Annotated in this window: 7 protein-coding genes and 2 pseudogenes; 4 read left to right on the top strand and 5 right to left on the bottom strand. The window is 61.5% G+C overall.

The window, feature by feature from the left end; translation table 11 throughout:
• The first annotated feature begins 11 nt into the window (after positions 1–11).
• The 4 genes from HB664_RS03690 (at position 12) to HB664_RS03675 (ending at position 3543) form a co-directional block, all read left to right on the top strand.
• Complete coding sequence (locus HB664_RS03690; RefSeq protein WP_032661978.1) at positions 12–737, top strand: MerR family transcriptional regulator; 726 nt, start codon at positions 12–14, stop codon at positions 735–737.
• 99 nt (positions 738–836) lie between these two features.
• A complete protein-coding gene (gene uraH, locus HB664_RS03685) occupies positions 837–1247 on the top strand; it encodes a hydroxyisourate hydrolase (RefSeq protein WP_033147068.1) in 411 nt (136 codons plus the stop codon).
• Positions 1248–1349: 102 nt separating this feature from the next.
• Positions 1350–2309, top strand: a complete 960-nt coding sequence (locus HB664_RS03680; RefSeq protein WP_023333995.1) for a DUF523 and DUF1722 domain-containing protein — start codon at positions 1350–1352, stop codon at positions 2307–2309.
• A gap of 145 nt (positions 2310–2454) precedes the next feature.
• Complete coding sequence (locus tag HB664_RS03675) at positions 2455–3543, top strand: AAA family ATPase (protein ID WP_039263497.1); 1089 nt, start codon at positions 2455–2457, stop codon at positions 3541–3543.
• 67 nt (positions 3544–3610) lie between these two features.
• On the opposite strand, the gene HB664_RS03670 is transcribed toward HB664_RS03675, so the two are convergent.
• The 5 genes and pseudogenes from HB664_RS03670 to HB664_RS03660 form a co-directional block, all read right to left on the bottom strand.
• A complete protein-coding gene (locus HB664_RS03670) occupies positions 3611–3883 on the bottom strand; it encodes a hypothetical protein (RefSeq protein WP_039263496.1) in 273 nt (90 codons plus the stop codon).
• Positions 3870–13880: a hemagglutinin repeat-containing protein gene (locus HB664_RS03665; RefSeq protein WP_258235874.1), complete on the bottom strand. Its 10011-nt coding sequence runs from the start codon at positions 13878–13880 to the stop codon at positions 3870–3872. Before HB664_RS03665 ends, HB664_RS03670 begins: the two co-directional genes overlap by 14 nt.
• A gap of 101 nt (positions 13881–13981) precedes the next feature.
• Positions 13982–15091 (bottom strand): hypothetical protein, encoded by a 1110-nt coding sequence (locus HB664_RS22780; protein ID WP_258235873.1) that lies wholly within the window; start codon positions 15089–15091, stop codon positions 13982–13984.
• 14 nt (positions 15092–15105) lie between these two features.
• Positions 15106–16049 (bottom strand): annotated as a pseudogene (locus HB664_RS22775) (filamentous hemagglutinin N-terminal domain-containing protein); the annotation flags it as partial.
• A 14-nt stretch (positions 16050–16063) separates the two neighbouring features.
• Positions 16064–17759, bottom strand: a pseudogene (locus HB664_RS03660) (ShlB/FhaC/HecB family hemolysin secretion/activation protein).
• Positions 17760–17932 lie beyond the last annotated feature (173 nt).

Below are 17932 nucleotides of genomic sequence, written 5' to 3'. Positions count from 1 at the left end.
TGGACACGGACATGGCTTACTCCATCGGCGAATTCGCCAGACTCAGCGGCATCACCGCCACCACCCTGCGGGCGTGGCAGCGTCGCTATGGTTTACTCAAGCCACAGCGCACGGAAGGCGGCCACCGCCAGTACAGCGACGAGGACGTCCAGCAGGCGCTAAAAATTCTCGACTGGGTCAAAAAAGGCGTCCCGATCGGCCAGGTCAAACCGCTGCTGGAACGCCCGATGCCGGGTCGGACCAACAACTGGCAAACCCTGCAGCAGAACATGCTGCAACGTCTGCAGGACGGCAAGGTCGAGTCCCTGCGCCAGATGATTTACGACGCCGGACGCGAATACCCAAGGCCGGAGCTGGTCGCGAACGTGCTGCGCCCGCTGCGCAGCCAGGTCTCGGCCAACGTCGCCGCCGCCATGACCCTGCGCGCGATCCTCGACGGCATCATCATCGCCTACACCTCGTTTTGCCTCGAAGGCGATAAAAAAGCGCCGGGCGATAACATTCTGCTCAGCGGCTGGCACCTGAACGACCCGTGCGAGATCTGGCTCGAAGCCTTAACGCGCACCGGGCAGGGCCACCGAATCGACATCCTGCCGGTTCCGCCTGACGCGCTGGCACCGGAAATTTTCCCGGAGCGCAAATGGCTTCTGGTCACCAGCGGCAAACTCACCGCCGGGCGGAAAAAACAGGTGGAGCAGTGGCAGCAGCAGGTATCGCTTGAAGTGATTATCCTCTGATAATTTTCTCCTGCGGGAATCTTCACGAAAAGTTGAATATTTTCCCGCGCCGCAGATGCTAACGTTTTCCTGTGACGAATAACTCAACAGGAAAACACCATGAAAAAAACTGCCCCTCTGCTGATTCTGGCCTCGATGGCCTTTGCCCCTGCTGCCTTTAGCGCCCCTGCCGGCACGCTGAGCGTTCACATTCTCGACCAGCAAACCGGGATGCCGCCATCAGACGTGACCGTTACGCTGGAGAAACAGCAGCAGGACAAATGGACCCCGATTGCTAGCGGTAAAACCGACCACGACGGCCGCATCAAATCGCTCTATCCGCAGGATCAGGACATGCAGCCTGGCGTGTATAAAGTGACCTTCAAAACCGCAGAGTACTTCCACGGCAAAAAGCTGGACTCCTTCTTCCCGGAGATCCCGGTGCTGTTTACCGTGACCCGCACCAACGAGAAGCTGCACATTCCGCTTCTGCTGAGCCAGTACGGTTACTCGACCTACAAGGGCAGTTAATACGCGTTGATTTTAAAGGAATAAAAAAAATAGTTCCGCTAATACTTGGACAAATTAGTCATGTTGTGTAAGTTTTAATTATATGAACGGGAGGACTACAACATGACAACGAAACCTGTGCTCGGTATTAGCGGATGTTTGACCGGATCCGCCGTTCGCTTTGACGGCGGACACAAGCGTATGGGCTTCGTCATGGATGAGTTGGCCCAGTGGGTGAATTTCAGGCCCGTCTGCCCGGAAATGGCTATCGGTCTCCCGACCCCTCGCCCGGCCATACGCCTGACGCTGACGGACAGCGGCGAAACGCAGCTCCGTTTCAGCAAGCCGCCTCATGATGACCTCACGCAGAAAATGGCCGACTTTACGGCGGACTATCTGCCAAAAATCGGCGATCTGTCGGGATTTATCGTCTGTGCAAAATCCCCAAGCTGCGGCCTGGAACGCGTGCGGCTGTACGATGAAAACGGCAACCGGGGCCGCAAGGAGGGCGTCGGGCTGTTCACCGCCGCCCTTCTTGAAACCTACCCGTGGCTGCCCGTCGAGGAAGACGGTCGGCTGCACGACCCGGTGCTGCGGGAAAACTTTATCGAGCGGGTATTTGCCCTGCACGAGCTAAACACGCTGCGCGCTAAAGGTCTGACGCGCCGTGGGCTGCTGGATTTTCACAGCCGCTATAAGCTTCAGCTACTGGCGCACCATCAGGCAGGCTACCGCGAAATAGGCCCGTTCGTTGCCTCGCTGCACGAGTGGGAAGACCTGGACGCCTTCTTCGTGGCGTACCGGGAAAAGCTGATGACCATCCTGAAAAAACCCGCCTCGCGGAAGAATCACACCAACGTGCTGATGCATATTCAGGGATATTTCCGTAACCAGCTGAACACCCGCCAGCGCGGCGAGCTGCGCGACGTGATCCTGCACTATCGCAACGGACAGTTGCCTATTCTCGCCCCGATCACGCTGCTGAAGCACTACCTGGCCGAATACCCCGACCGGTATCTGATGACGCAAAACTACTTTGATCCCTATCCTGATGATTTGGGTCTGCGTCTGGCAGTCAAGTGATCATAAAAATGCGAAGGCCCCATTGACCCGTAGAGGCCCAAAGCAGTACCCCGTTTAGACGACATCCTCACTGTCGTCTCTTTTTTGCATTTCATCTCAAAGACTGTGATTATATACAGGTTTATTCTGCAAAAGGGGCCTGCCAGTGATCAACACCCTGCACATTCAAAACTACCGATCCATCCGCGACATGTCGCTGGAGCTGGAGCAGCTCAACATCGTCTTCGGGCCGAACGGCACCGGGAAATCCAATATTTACAAGGCGATACACCTGATGCACAGCGCCGCTCAGGGACAGTTTTCCCAGGCGCTGGCAAACGAGGGCGGCATTCTGAAGGTGTTCTGGGCAGGCAAAACCCGCAGCGACCAGCTGCGGCGGATGAATCTGGCGGTGGAAACAGAGACCTACGAATATGAGCTGCAGGTCGGGTTTGTGGAGAAGCTGCCCTATCCCTCGCAGTTTCAGCTCGACCCGGTGATCAAAGAGGAGTCCATCTGGCTGAGCGGTCAGCACCGTCGGCCTTCGTCACAGCTGATGAAGCGTAAGAACCAGGCAGTATTTCTGAACAACGTGCATCACGAGAAAGTGACCCACAGCGGCACGCTGTACGAGAACGAATCGGTGTTCGGGCAGCTCGGCGAACCGCATCTTTACCCGGAAGTGTCGCAGATGCGCGAGTCCCTGCGTAACTGGCGCTTTTATCATGAGTTTTCTGTATCAATCGGCTCGGCGATGCGCGCCCCGCAGGTCGGCTTCCGCTCCCCGGTGCTGGCCAGCGACGGTGCCAACCTGGCGGCCGCGTTTCAGACTATCGTCGAGATCGGCGACGAGCTGCTGCTGATGCGCATCCTTGACCAGGCCTTCCCCGGCTGCGTGTTTTACAGCGACAACACCGGCGGACGTTTTCGCATGATGATGCAGCGCGAAGGTCTTAGCAGGCCGCTGGAACCGGCGGAGTTCTCCGACGGTACCCTGCGCTTTCTGTGCCTGACGGTGGCGCTGTTAAGCCCGCGCCCACCGGCGTTTATCGCGTTGAACGAACCGGAAAACAGCCTGCACCCGCAGATGCTGCCCGCGCTGGCGAGCTTAATCGCCGAGGCCAGCCGCTACTCGCAGATCTGGCTCACCAGCCACTCGCCGGAGCTGGCGAAGTTGATTGAGAAACAGCGATCGTTTTCGCTGTATCAGCTGTCAATGGTGGAGGGGGAGACGAAGGTGGAGAGGCTGGGGTAGGTCGCATTCTCTTTCTTTTAAGTAAATATGAAAAATCCTGCCAACAGATGGGCAGGATTATCGAAAATTATTCAGTATCAGAACGCGAAGATTTACGGGCTTTACGCTCATCTATTTTCGCGAAGATCCAAGACCCCAGCCCTCCAGCAGTCCCCGTAATAACGCTTACAACTATAATATCTATAATAACTTCTCGCGTTAAATTCACCTTACCATCGAAAATCAAGTCTATAACAACACTAGCTATCGAGAAAAAAATAAAACAACAAACGACAAGATAAACCACACTTAAAAATAAAATCTTCAAACTTATTTTTTGTTGTTTTTTAATTGCCAGCATTATTAGCATCCTTTTCTTTTAGTTTATCTTTAATTTTATTACCAATAAATTCGCCACCAACAGAACCAATAATGTCACTAACAAATCCGGTGCTTGGGCCGAAAACTGGATTCAATGCAGGCGGTGCAATAACACTAACCACACCACCAACTGCCCAGCTAAACCCAGAACCCGTCAGGGCATTTTTATCAAGACCATCTGTGAAAAATGTCCCTCCAGCTACGATACCTGCGTTTTGCCAGACATTACGACCCGGAGCCAGCGCCCCTGTAATACCCGCAGACATACTACTCCAGTAATCCCAGCTTTTGTTTTCGTGGCCTGGTCTGCTTAAGTCGTACCATTGATAACTGCCATTAGCAATTTCACCGATTACAGCACCACCAACAACTTTTACTATGGATGCCGCAGGCCCTAAATAGGCGGCTCCCGCTATCATTACACCATCCTTAGATCCATTAACTATCACCTTCGTGATATTGGTGCTGTCCGGCATATCACCTTTCGCGATCCTATTCAGCCCGGCCTGTGTTTCTTCCGGCGTCAGGTTGTTTTCCACAGCATACTGTTTCCATACAGCGTTAACCGCAATAGTATTTTCCATGCCCGTGCCAAAGTTCAGCGCGTTATTCTCAGCACTATTCTTCCCGGCACTGGCCCCGGCCGCCGCACCAGCCGTATTTCCCCCAGCAATCCCGCCGGCTATGCCCGCTGAAACAGATGCCAGCGTACTCACGGTCTGCTTCTGCTCTTCCGTCAGCTTCGACGGGTCTGTGTCCGGATAGAACTGTCTGGCGATTGCTGTCGCAATCAGTTCGCCGGATGCGGCCCCCACAGCGCCCGCTGCGGCACTGTTTCCCTGAAGGGCTGCAGTTACGCCGCCGAGGATGGCATGGGCAATCGCTTTTGCCGCCGTGTTGTCATCAATGCCTGCATGATGGCCGATGATGTTCGCCAGCTCCGGTGCCGACGCGCCCGCCAGCGCCCCTCCGATATTGCCGCCCGCCAGTCCCTGCAGCGCTGCCGTGGCCGCCTGGATGCCGCGCTGCATATCGCTGCCGGTTCCGTACGTCACCATCACGTTTTTGTATGCCTGGGTATCTCGCAGTTTCGCCAGATAATCCTGGCGCTGTTTCTCTGTCGCGTTTGCGGGGAGTGTTGCGCCGGTTTCTTTCTGGGCCGCCTTCAGCCCGTTCAGGTCACCCTGCGTCCTGGCAATATCCGCCACCTGGCTACCAATGTCGCTGATCATCCCAACCGCGTTCAGGCGGTTCTGCTCTTTCTCCTTGTCGAAGATCGGGCTGATGCTGTCGTTGGCATGTTCGGTGTCGCGGCTCAGTTCGGCCACGTCCTGCTTCTGGTTTGCCTTGTCGCGGATGGTGAGGGAGCCCTCTGCCACGGCGGCCTGCGTGGTGCCTTCCTTATGACCTTTGTTACCCGCAGCGGAGATCATGCCGCCCGGCAGGTTGCCCTGGAATTTATCCCCGAAGCTGCCGCCGCCGCTCAGGCTGATACCGGAGTGCGAGGTTTTAAAGTCCGCTTCGTTGTGGATATCGCTGAAGCCCAGCGTTCCGGTATCGAGGCTGTTTTTGTCCGGCGTGGCGGTGGACGCGATAACCGCGCCATCAAGCTGGGTGTGATGCCCCACGGTGATGTCGAAGCCCCCGTCCCCGGCATACAGCCCGGTCTGTTCGGCCACCGAATCAAAGCGGCTCTTCATCTTGTCCTGGCTGGCGTTGATATAGCCTGAACCGGACATGGTGCCGAAGGTGAAGCTGCCCCCGGCCGCAACGCTGGTCTGCTTGCTGTCGTAGTCGCTGTTGTTCTGCTGGCTGCGCATCAGCAGGTCGTGACCAACGTCTGCCACGATTTTATTGCCGTTAACCTGGGCGCCATCAAGCACGGTGTCGTGCCCGCTTTTTAGGGTGACGTTTTTGCCGCTGTCGATTGTGGTTTCGGTCCAGTCGGTACCGTTACCTTTATCCTTGCCGTGCGCGGCGTTAACGTTGGCAAACACGCTGATACCCGCGCCGTTGCCTCCGGCACCGATGCTCACCCCAATACCGCCACCGCTGCTGCTGTTCTTGCCGCTGGTTTTTTGGGTATTCGCCGCACCGGACAACAGAATATCGTTCTGTGCATCCAGCGTGGTATCGCCCCCGGCTTTCAGCTGGCTGCCCGCAATCACGATGTCGCCGCTGTTTGCACCTTTGTTTTTGCCGTTCGCGGTGATGGAGAGATTGTTGCCTGCGTTCAGCGTGCTGCCTGCCACCGCATCACTCTCAGCATGCTGCTGTGATTTCGACTTCTGGGTCGTCAGCGAGAGGCTCACACCCATTGCGTTCGGGTCGCCGGTGGTTGCCGCCATATCCGCAGCCTGCCCGGCCTGCACGCCGGACAGCACCGTTTTGGTGGCCTGAAGGGCTTTCAGACGGCCATCACTTTGCTCTTTGGTCTCCTGCGCCGCGCTCACGGCATTGTTAATAGCGCTACCGACGGTGCCGGAGAGCGCCACGGTGAGCCCGCTTTTCTTCTGCTCGAAGGTTTCATCCCGGGTGCGCCTGTCGTGCCCCGGCTCGATGATGACGCTGTCGCCGCTGAGGCTTAAATCCTTCCCGGCGATAAGATCCGCACCGCCGACGTGGGCCTGGTTTCCGGCAGAAATCGCGACGTTACCCCCCGTCGAGCCCACCGTACTGAAGCTCTGGCTCTGGGTGGTGCCCTTCTCACGGAGATCGTGCGTGCTTTTACTGCTGCCGATGGTGAAGCCAATCCCGCCCGAGCCCATCAGGCCGGATTTTTTCTCTTCCTTAAAGCGCCAGGAGGTGTCGCTGTTCGTGGCCGCCACGATATCGACATTGTTGCCCGCCTTAAGCTGCACGTCGCCATCGCCCGCCACGGCGGAGCCGAACACCCGCAGGTTATTGCCCGCCACCACCTGCACGTTATCGCCGCTCAGCAAGGAGCCGGATTCACGCGTCGCGCTGTCCTCCTCGATGGTGTGGGTGGTTTTCTTGCTGAGGAAACCTTTTTTGGTTTTGGTCTGCTCTTTGTAGTGATAATCGCTTTCGGTTGCGGTATTGAGGCTGACGTCGCGGCCTGCCGCCACGCCGATATCGCCCTTCGCCGTCACCTGCGCGGCTTCGGTGGTGACATCGCGTCCGGCGAGGATTTGAGTATTCGCCCCGCTGGCGATCTCGGTTCCCTGCTGACGCACCGATTCGTTAATAACGGTTTTCTTGCCTGACCTATAGCTGTCGCCCTGCGTGGTCTCTGCCGCAGCCAGATTCACGTCGCGACCCGCCTGCAGCCCGACGTTTTTCTCCGCCGCCAGCGCGGCGGCCCGGGCGTTGATATCCTGCCCGGCCTTCAGGACCAGGTTATCGCCTGCGGAAATCGTGGTGCGGTCGAGCCCGGTGCTGTGGGACTCGCTTTTCCCTTTCCGGCTGCTTTCGCTTGTCTGTGCCGCGTTCAGGTTCAGATCGTTGCCCGCGCTCAGCCCCGCGCTGCCGCCCGCCTTCAGGTCGCTGGCGGTCACGTCAAGGTTGTGCCCGGCATTCACCAGCAGGTTGCCGCCCGCACTGACGTTACTTCCCTGATACGTGACGGAGGAACGGCTGGTTTTCTCCCGGCTGGAGCTGAATGCGTCGTTGATCTGATTCGCGTTGACGGCAATATCGCCCCACGCGTTCAGCAGCATATCGCCGCCGGAGGCCAGGTTCGCCCCGGTGACGGTGATGTTTTTCCCTGCCTCAAGCGACAGGCCATCCTGCGCGGTAATCGACGCCGTGTTGCCCGGCAGGGTGTCCTTCAGGCCGATGTTGCCGTACTTCCCTCCGGCGTTGATATCAATCTGCTCAACCTGCGTCAGGTTGTTGATACTGCCGTCCAGGCTCTCCAGCGCGACCGTTTTGCCGCTGATGGTGGAGCTGATGTTATTGATATCGCCGATGGCGCTCAGGTTCAGGTCGCCGCCCGCTTTCATCAGGCCGTTGCTGAGGTTGCTGATGCTGTTCTGGCTGTCGAGCGTCAGGCTGTTTTTCGCCAGCAGCGAGCTGCCGCCGTTGGTGATGCTGCCGCCCTTCAGGGTGACGTTGTTGCCCGCGATCACGCTGCCGTTGTTGACGGTGACGTCCTTCGGCGACAGGTAGAGTTTCGGCACCATCACCGTTTCGCCGTTGACGGTGGCTTTCTCCCACCACAGAAGGCTGTGGTCGAGCGCGGCAATCTGATCGGCGGTCAGCGAGACGCCAAACTGCAGGCCCAGCGACTGCTGCGCCGCCGCGGCGTTGTCCATCAGGTAGCGCATCTGATCCAGATCGGAGCCGATGCCGTTCAGGTAGCGGTTACCGGTCTGGTTGAGTACCACGTTGGAAACATAGCGGGTATCGAACGCCGCATCGCCGAGGAAGCGGTAGTCGTAGTCCGGGTTCAGGTTGAGGCGGCCAAGCATATAGGACGAGCCGAGGAACTGCTTCTCGTCGGTAAACGCCAGCCGCGTCTCCTGCGGCGCCGTGGACGACGGTTTGATCCCGAGCATCGCGTTCAGGTCGGCAAACAGGGCGGGATCAAGCTGTCCGAGACCGTTCAGTTTCGGGTTGATGCCGATCAGGTACGGGCTTTTCGGGTTGTCGGAGAAGACAAAATAGCCGTTGTTGCCCGACGGCAGCGGGTAAGCGCTGGTATCGACGCGCTGGCCCTGATAATGCCCGACGGCGCCGCCCTGCGCGGTTCGGAGATCGGCGGTGGTGACCCCGGCGTTCGCCAGCGTGCCCAGCTGGCCGAGGTTCGCGTTGCCTTTCTGCGTGGTGGCAATGTTGCTGAGAGGCGTGCCGGACGCGCCGCCGTTTTCCAGCGCGCCGCCGCCGTTAAGCTGCTGCAGCGCCCCCTGGAGCCGATCGTTCCACTGCGGTGAGTTCACCGCCACGGTGCCGGTATTGCTCAGCCCCTGTTTTTGCACACCGCTGCCGACAGTCTGGTTGCTGAGGGTGTTCAGCGACGGGGTGGAGATAACGTTGCTGACGCCGCCCGCGTTAGCGGTGGTACTGGTGTTACTGATGTTGCTGGTGAAGTTTGCGGTGACGTTACCGCCCGCCTGGATGACGGCGCGGAATGTTTCACCATTTTCACTTTCTGTGACATGCCCATCTAATACATAGGTTACGTCATTGTCGTAGTAAGTATTGCGATGGGTTGGAGAGTAGGAGCCAGGAGAACCCCCGCCATATGAGGGGCTTACATATTTATATACAGCATATTCTGTATAAGTTCCGCTCTGATAGCTCTGATTATTCAGCGTGTTTCCTGCAAGCGTAATATTGCTATTCGCCAGGATTGTACTCGCCTGATTGTTCAACTCTGCGGCAGTGATAGTTAGATTACGCCCGGAAGAAATACGAGCGCTTCCACCCTCAGCATTTACAACCTGCGCTATCTGATTTAGTGCATATTTACGTGTTTCATAGCCTGTAATTGGTTTGTAATAGTAATGGGTATCCTCATACAAGAAACAGGGAACTCCCCCACATGTACCTGAACCGTCATGGGTATAAGTGCTGTATTTATCCCGAACAAGCGTATCGATTCCGAGAACCGACACAGGTATGTCAACAGTTGCCTGCCCAACCCAACCATACGCTGGCGACGCACTTGTTGTTGTGGTTGACGTTAATCCATCACGCTGATTTAACAGGCTGGCAGTCTTAACCGTAATATCCCCATTCTGCGTCTCAATATTCCCCGACGTGTTCACCACCTGGCTGTTCGCATTCCCCGCCGCATCCCGCTGCATCCACAGGTTGTTCCCCGCCATGATGTCGCCGCGCCGGTTAGTGATGCTGTCAGCAAACAGCGCCAGATTATTCGCCGCGTACAGCAGCGCGGTGTTGACGATGGCGCCCGGCGCGCTCAGGGTCAGCGAGCCGCGCGTGCCGGTGAAGCCGTCGACGGTAATGTTGCTCCGGCTGGCGACGGTGATGTCGCCCCCGCCCTGCACCGTGCCCGCGGCGTTCAGCGCCACGCTGCTGCCGGAGAGCGTGCTGGTGCCGCCGCCGGTGGTGATTTGTCCGTTGTTGCTGAGCTGCCCGCCCGCGCTGAGGTTAACCGCCTGCCCCTGCAGCACGCTGCGGTTATCGATGTCGCCGCCGCTGCTGATGGTCAGGGTCCGGCCTGCCGCCACGGCGGTCCGGCTGGTAAACGCGTTCGTCAGCTGCAGCGTTAAGTCCCCCAGGGAGACCAGCTGGCCGGTCAGGTCCAGCCCCCGGCTCTGCAGCCACAGGTTGCCGCCGCTCAGCAGCCTGCCGCCCGCGCTCTGGGTCACCTGGTCCGCGCCAATATTCAGCTGCGCGTTGCCGAGCAGCGTGCCGCTGTTGTTCAGCTGGCCGTAGTTAACCGTCAGCTGTCCCGCCTGGGTGGTGCCCTGGCTGGTAAAGGTGGTGCCGGTCAGCGTGGCCCGGTCGGCCACCCACGTGCCGCCGTTAGTGGCGTTTGCCGCATTGAGTATCAGGTCGGTGGCCTGCAGCCAGCCGGTGCCGGTGAACTGCGGCGTGCCGAGCGTCAGGCGCGCGCCGGAGAGCAGCCTGCCGTCGTTACGCGCCTGCGAGGAGGCGGTCACGCGCGTCTCGCCGCCGCCCTGAATCAGGCCGTAGTTAAACAGCGCGGGCGTGGTCAGCGTCAGGCCATCGCGGCTGACGATTTCGCCCCCGCTGCTGTTGGTCAGCGTGCCGCTGAGGGCCAGCGTCGCGCCGTTATCGCCCTGCAGACGTCCGCCGTTGGTGAGCGCCCCGGTGGTGATGCCGAGCGTGCTCCCCTGCATTTTGCCGTCGCTGGTGACGGAGGCCGCCGTGACGTTCAGCGCCCCGCCGGAGAGCAGGGTCCCGGTCGACTGCTGGCTGACCGCGCCGGTCTGGCTGAGGGTCAGGCCATTCACCCCGCTGATGGCGCCGCTGTTGCTGAGCGTGCCGCCGGTCAGCGTCAGGTTTTTCGCCGCCCACTGCCCCTGGTTCACCAGCGTCGCGGCCTGCAGCGTTGCCGCACCCAGCGCGGTAATCTTACTGCCCGTGGTTCCGGTGAGCGTGTCGGCCAGCGTCATCTGCAGCCCGTCGGCACTCTGCACCGTGCCGCTGTTGCTGAGCGACTGCGCGTTAAGCAGAATGTTCTGCGCCTGCCAGCTGCCGGCGTTGGTCACCGCCCCGGAGGCAATGGTCAGCGCGCCCTGAGTGAGCAGCCTGCCGCCTGCGCCGTTAATCAGCGCCTGCTGCGGCGCGGCCATCGCCATGCGCGCCATCAGCCGCTGCTGCCCCTGAACGGTCAGGCTCTGCAGGCCGGTCAGGGTGCCCTGGTTGTTAATGCTGTCCTGGCGCAGCGCGAGGGTGTTCCCCTGCACGGTGCCGCTGTTTTTAAGGGTGCTGCCGCCGAGCGTCACGTCCCCTTCGCTGAGGAGCTGCCCGCGGTTATCCAGCGTCTGTGCGGTGATATCCGCCCGCCCCTGGCTCATCAGCGAGCCGGACGAGGTCAGCGTGCCGCCGGTCGCGGCCGTCAGCGCCCCCTGGCTGAGCAGGGACCCGCCGTGCGTCCAGTCGCCGGTGGCGCGGATGTCCGCGCCGTTCCCCTGCAGCGTGCCCTGCGTAACCAGCTGGCCTGCGTCCAGCGTCAGCATGCCGCCGGAGAGGGTGCGCGAGGCCGCGCCCGTGGTCAGCGCGGTGCCGGTGAGCGCCAGGCCGTTCGTTCCCTGCATCAGCCCGTCGTTGTTCATCTCGCGGGCGGTGAGGGAGAGCGTGCCGCCGGTGATGCGCCCCGGGTTCGCCAGGGTGTCCGCGGTGAAGGTGGTTGCGCCGCCGCTCTGCAGCAGCCCGGTATTGGTTAACGCCCCACCGAGCGTGCCGCTGAGCCCCGTCAGCCCGTTCACCGTGCCGCTGCTGGTCAGGGTGGTGCCGGTCATGTCCAGCGTCGCGCCCTGCAGCGTGCCGGCGTTCGTCAGCTGCCCGCCCGTCAGCGTGAAGCCGCCGCCGGAGAGCCATTTGCCGTTCAGCGCGTTGATAAAGCGGTCAGCGGCGGCGTTAACCGCGCTGCTGCCCTGCATCAGGCCGCTGTTGCGCAGCTCCGTCGCGCCTGCGGTCAGCGTTCTGCCCGCCACCGTGCCGCTGCTGGTCAGCGTCGTCGCGTGAAGCGCGGCATCGCCGGTGGCCACGATGTTCCCGGCATTGCTCAGGGCGTTGCCCAGCCCCAAATCCAGGTCCTGCGCCTGAATATCGCCCTGGTTCGTCAGGTCGCTGCCCCGGAGGGTGAGCCCGCCGTTCACCAGCAGCAGACCGGCGTTATCGAGCGTGTCCAGGGACAGATTCAGGCCGCTTCCGCTCACCAGCTGCCCGGTGGCGCCGTTGCTCAGCGCGCGGGTGGTCAGCGCCAGCGTGTCGTTGCCCTGCAGCATGCCGGTGTTGGTCAGCTGCGCGGCGTTCACCGTCAGCGCTTTCCCCGCCAGCCGGCCGTCGTTAAACAGCTGCGCCGCCGTCAGCGTGAACAGGTTCTGGCTGAGCAGGGCGCCCGTGTTGTCCAGCCTGCCGGTTGCGGCAAGCGTCAGGGCGTCCAGCGCCTGAACGCTGCCCTGGTTATTCAGGCCTGCGGCGTCCAGCGTCGCGCTGCGCCCCTGCAGGCTGCCCGCGTTGCTGAGCGTGTGTCCGCTCAGGGTGAGGGTCTCACCGCCCGTCACCTGCCCCTGAGTCTGGTTCGCGAAGGTGTTGCCGGACCAGGCCAGCGTGCTGCTGCCCTGAAGCAGGCCGCTGTTCTGCAGGTCGCCCCGCAGGGTCAGCACTTTCGCCAGCAGCTGGCCCCGGTTATCGGTATTGCCGGCCTGAACGTCCAGCGCCTGCTGGCTGAGCACCTTACCGCTGTTGGTCAGCGCGCCGGTCACCGTCGCCGTCACGCCCGCTTCCCCCAGCGCGTTACCGGTGTTCATCCACTCGCCGGTGGCCAGGTTCAGGGTGTTGCCCTGCATGAGCCCGGCGTTGTTAAGGGTGGTGTGGTGCAGGCCGAGCGCGCCACCGGAGAGCAGCATGCCCGCCTGCAGGTTGCTGAGCTGTGCCCCGGTCGCCGTCAGGGAACGGGTTCCCTGCAGCGTGCCGCCGTTGGTCACCGACGCGCTGTTAAGCTGCGCGTCGGCACCGGCCATCAGCCCGCTGTTGGTCAGGCTGGCGGCGGTCAGCGTCAGGCCGTCCCGGGCAATCACCCGGCCGCCCGCCTCGTTGCTGACCTGACGGGTCAGGTTCAGCAGCAGCGCGGTGGCGCTGAGCTCGCCGCTGCTGGCAAGGGTGTCGCCGCTGAGCGTCAGCGTTCCGCCGCTGCGCAGCGCGCCGCGGTTAGTGAGGTCTGCCACGCCGAGCGTCAGGGCCGCGTCCCCCTCGACGGTACCCTGGTTCTCCAGGCTGTCCGCGGTGATGTGCAGGTCGCCGGCGGCAATACTGCCCGCGTTAACCAGAGTAGTGCCGTTCAGGGTGAGCCGGTCGTCCGCCAGCAGGCGTCCGCTGCTGGTCAGGCTGAGGTAGTCGCTGCTCAGGCTGACGCCGTTGATTTCACCCAGGTTGGTCAGCGTGTCGCCTTTAATGCGCAGCGTGCCGTCGGTGGTGATAAGCCCGCCGTTGGTCAGCACCGGAACGTTCAGCGTTAAATCCTGCGCGCTGTAGACCGACCCGCCCGCGAGGTTCGCGAGTGACCCGGTCTTCAGGCCGAGCAGGGTGGTCCCCTGCAGCAGCCCGCCGTTCTCCACCGAGGCTGCGTCCAGGGAGAGGATACCGGCAACCAGAGAGCCGCTGCTGGTGATGCGCCCGGGGGCCGTCAGGGTCATGCGGTCCGCTTTTGCGGCGCCGGACTGGAGGATGTTCTGTCCGCTGAGAGTAATGGCGCCGGCGGTGAGCTCCCCGCCGCTGGTCAGGTCGCCGGTCGCGTTAAAGCTCAGCGCGTCACCGGTGGATTTCCCGGCATGCGCAATCGTGCCCGCCGTCACCGACAGGGCGCCTTTCGCCGCCTGGGTGCCGTTCAGCGCGGCGTTCTGCGCCTGCAGGGTGAGCCCCTGCCCGCTCTGCAGGTGCGCGTCCCGGCCGGTGGTCAGGTCGCCGGCGCTGACGGTGACCGCCCCGCCGCGTCCGTCTGCCCGCTCAGGCTGGCGCTGCGGGTCGCGGTAATCTGTATATTGCCCTGGCTGGTCGTGCGGGACGCCTGACCGCTGGTCAGGGTGCCGGCCTGCGCCGTCAGCGCCGTCGCGCCGGACAGGGTGCCGTTCTGCTCAAGCACGCCTGCGGTCACGTTCATCGCGCCGTCAGCCAGCAGGCTGCCGTCGTTACGCAGGGTCTGCTGCGCCGTGACGTCCGCATTTCCCTTCGCGCTCAGCGTGCCCCGCTGCGCCAGGGTTCCGGCGCTTAACGCCAGGCTGCCGGCGCTCTGCAGGGTGCCGCTGTTGGTCACCGTCTGTCCCTTCAGGGTGACGTCGCTGCCCTGCGCCGTGCCGCCGTTCGTCAGGTCTCCGGCGTTCACGTCCAGACGGCCTTTCGCCGCCAGCAGGCCGCTGCTGGACACCCTGTCGCCGGAGAGCGCAATGTCGCGCCCCGCATTCACCTGCCCCTGGTTACTGACGGTGCTGCCCGTCAGGCGGATATCGGCCGCGGCATCGGCCCGGCTCTGGCCGTCCAGCACCAGCTGCCCGCCGCTCAGCGCCAGGCTCTCTCCTGCCGAGACCGCACTGCCCGTGGATGACAGCGTGCCGCCGCTGCTGAGCGTCGCGCGGGTATCGCTTCCGCTGCGGGTATTCGTCAGGGTGATATCCTTCCCGGCCGCCACGCTGAGCGCGCCCCTGCCGGTGACGCTGCCGCCGCGCTGCGTCAGGCTGCCGCCGGTGGACAGCGTGGTGTCGCCCTGGCCCGTCAGCGTGGCATCCGAAAGTGCCATCCCCTGCCCGCCCGCGACGGTCAGCGCCCCGCCCTGTGCCGACACGCCGCCACCGTTGACGGTAAGGGTGTCCTGACTGTTCAGCGTCGCCGCGCCGCGGGAGATAAGGGAGGTATTGCTGAGCGTCATCGCCTGCCCGCTGCTGACCGCCAGCGCGCCCGCGCTGTTTGTCCCGCCGCCCGTCATCTGCACTTTCCCCGCCGCGGAAAGGCGCATGTCGCCCTGGCTGGCGAGCGTGCTGTTACTGAGCTCCATATCCTGCGAGCTGGCCACGTTCAGTGCGCCCCTGCCTGATGGCTGCCGCTGAGGGCCACCCCGCGCCCTTCGCGCTAATCGAGCCGCTGGCGAGGCTGTTCCTGACCGTCAGTCTGCCGCCCGCATCCAGCTGAATGTCGCCCTGGCGCGCGGTGAGGTTGCCGAGGTTCACCCCGACGCCCGCCTCGCTGGAGACCAGGCGGATACGGCTGGCATACATCCCGCCGAGCGCGCCGGTATCCACCGCCACCACGGGCGCGGCGCCCTCGCCGGCAACCGGCCTGACGCTGCCGTCGGCGCCCACGCGGTTCGCCCCTGCGGTCACCGTCAGGTCGTTCGCGTGGATCGCGGCGTTCACCTCCGTTGCGCGCGCAATAATCGACAGCGCGTCGCTCTTGCTGGCGTCCAGCCCCTGGCCTTCAACCGTGATGGCCCCTTTCGTCACCTCCAGCGCCAGCAGGTTACCGCTGGCGTCGAACTGCGGTTTCCCCGTGGTCAGGGTGACGTTCGGGGTGTTGATAAATCCGCACCCGTTACAGGTAATGCCGTACGGGTTGGCCACCATGACGTTTGCTGCTTTACCGGCGACTTCCGTGTAGCCCTGCAGCTGCGAGCGGCTGGCGCCGGTGACTTCGTTGATGATGCCTGTCGCTTCCCGCCCGGCCTGCAGGTTGGGGTTGTTCTGGATAAGCCCGCCCAGCTGGGTCCGGGTTAAGCGGTCCGTGCCGTTGTTGAGGATAAGCCCCTCGCTGCCGACGTTATACTCGCCGAACTGGTTATGCGAGATACCCGCCCCGTTCGGGGTGGCGATGTTGACGACCGGCACCCCGTTCCCGGCCCGATCGACCGTGGTCTGCCCGGCCGGCGTGAGCGCCGCCGCGACGGCGGGTGCCACCGGCTGCCAGACCATCAGGCCGCAGACAATCCAGCTGATCAGACGCTGCGAGAAACGAACGGGTGGGTGACGGGTATCCATAGTCGTAGAGTCTCTTAAAGCATGAAGGCAATGCGCCAGTTAACGCTCACATGATCCGGGCCGAGCCAGTCGGGGTAGCGCAGCGGCGTACCGACCGAAATCTGGCTGCTGTACCCGCGCCCAGCGCTGCTCAGCCCCACCGAACCGCCCCACAGCGTGCCGGAGGCAAAGCGGTCCTGACGGTCTTTTTCCAGCCAGCCGCCGTCAACGGCGACCGTTGCGCTTACCGCGCCAATCACCGGGAGGGTGAAGAGGGAATACCCCAGCTCGTTACGCCAGTAGCCGCCGTTATCCCCGGACAGGTACTGTTCTTTAAAACCGCGCACGGAGCTTTCGCCGCCGAGCGTCAGGCGCTCGGCGCCGTACAGCCGGTCGGGCGACCACTGGCCGTAGGCGCTGGTCAGCCACCACGCGTTACGGGCGACAGGACGCTGGAAGCTGGCGTTCAGGCTCCATTTGCGGAATTCCGCCCGCGGCATATCCCGGATTTATTTTCGTCGGTTTCGGCATTGAACCACGGCATGCCGTGGCTCCAGGTCGGGTTAAAGGTCGCCACGCCGCCCAGCATTTTTTGCGTGTGGGTAATCCCCAGGACCAGGCTCGAGAGGTTGCGCGTGCTGCTCTTAAGCGGCGCGTCGTTCAGCCAGTTGCGGCTGGAGCGCTGAACCACGCCCGCCGCAATGCCGGTTTTAACATCCCCGTTGCGGAAAACCACCCAGGACGCGTTAAGGCGGTGGGTTTTCGTATCGCCCGTGGAGAGCCAGTTGAACCCCTGGTTACTGATGGTGGTCCGGTAGTTACTCCAGGCGTAGCTGTAGTCCAGCAGGCCGTAGCCAGACGGCACGCTGACGCCCGCCTGGAAATTCTGCGCATCGTACGCGCTGGCAAAATCGCTGCTGCGCCCGCCGCTGACAAACCATCTATCCGCCAGCCCCAGCATATTATTGGCGGTGAGCACGCCGTTAAGCTGGTTTTCACCGGTGCTCTTCTGCCCGCTATTATCCAGGCTCACGGATGCACTTAACGGAAATTCCGGCTTGCCCGTGAGATTAACGATGGAATATCCGGCCTGCGTTCCCGGCAGAATTTCAATCTGCACCGGCTCGGCGCGCAAACGGTTAATTTGCTCCATCCCCTGTTCGATATCGCGTAAATTAAGGATGCCGCCTGTCCGTCCCGGAAACGCCATTTTCAGCATGCGCGGCGTTTCGCCTTCCAGACGGATCGCTTCCAGCCGTCCTTCCAGCACCACAATATTCAGCTGGCCGCCGGAGAGATCCTGCTCGGTGAGAAAGGCGCGGCTGGTGATATATCCCGGCTGATATACCAGTCAGAAATACGGGCGAGAAGCTCCGTTATTTTCGCCATATCCAGACACCGGCCCTGCCACGGCGCGACAAGGGCCTGCTGCGTTTTCGGGGAAATGAGGGTCGTGCCGGAAAGGGTAATGGTATCAATGGTGAAGCAGGGCCCGGTGCCGGCTGCAGGCAGAGGCCTGTCAGGCGCCGGGCGAGGAATACTCCGCTCCAGCTCTTCACGCTGTTGCTGGTTCTGTAATAAAAGCTGCTGCTGTTGCTGCTGAATAGTATCGCGATCGGCTGGCGACAAGGGCGCAGCGTTAATGCTTGCTGAAAAAAGCGCACCCGATAAGATAAAAATAATATAATTTGCTAATGAAATTATTCTTCTTTCTATTTTATTGCTATTCATCCATGCCACAAAATTTATTCGCAATTAATATTTTCGAAATATAAGAGCATTCTTAATGCGAGTATATCTAATTTGCGTTAAGGCGAAGCAAATAAAATATTTTTTCAGAAAAATGAGAGGTGGATTAAGAAAAAATAAGAAGTGATTTAACTACCCCTTAAATCTTGAGTTAG

The sequence above is a fragment of the Enterobacter sp. DNB-S2 genome, from assembly GCF_019443845.1.
In the GTDB taxonomy this organism is placed as follows: Bacteria; Pseudomonadota; Gammaproteobacteria; order Enterobacterales; family Enterobacteriaceae; genus Enterobacter; species Enterobacter asburiae_B.
The sequence above is the reverse complement of the archived record's forward strand: the minus strand, read 5'-3'. Positions and strand labels throughout refer to the sequence as shown.

What these genes read in the sequence shown, in the direction of transcription:
- HB664_RS03670 (WP_039263496.1), bottom strand. Translation starts at nt 3,883, where the DNA reads ATGCTGGCAATTAAAAAACAACAAAAAATAAGTTTGAAGATTTTATTT.
- uraH (WP_033147068.1), top strand. Translation starts at nt 837, where the DNA reads ATGAAAAAAACTGCCCCTCTGCTGATTCTGGCCTCGATGGCCTTTGCC.
- HB664_RS03690 (WP_032661978.1), top strand. Translation starts at nt 12, where the DNA reads ATGGCTTACTCCATCGGCGAATTCGCCAGACTCAGCGGCATCACCGCC.
- HB664_RS03680 (WP_023333995.1), top strand. Translation starts at nt 1,350, where the DNA reads ATGACAACGAAACCTGTGCTCGGTATTAGCGGATGTTTGACCGGATCC.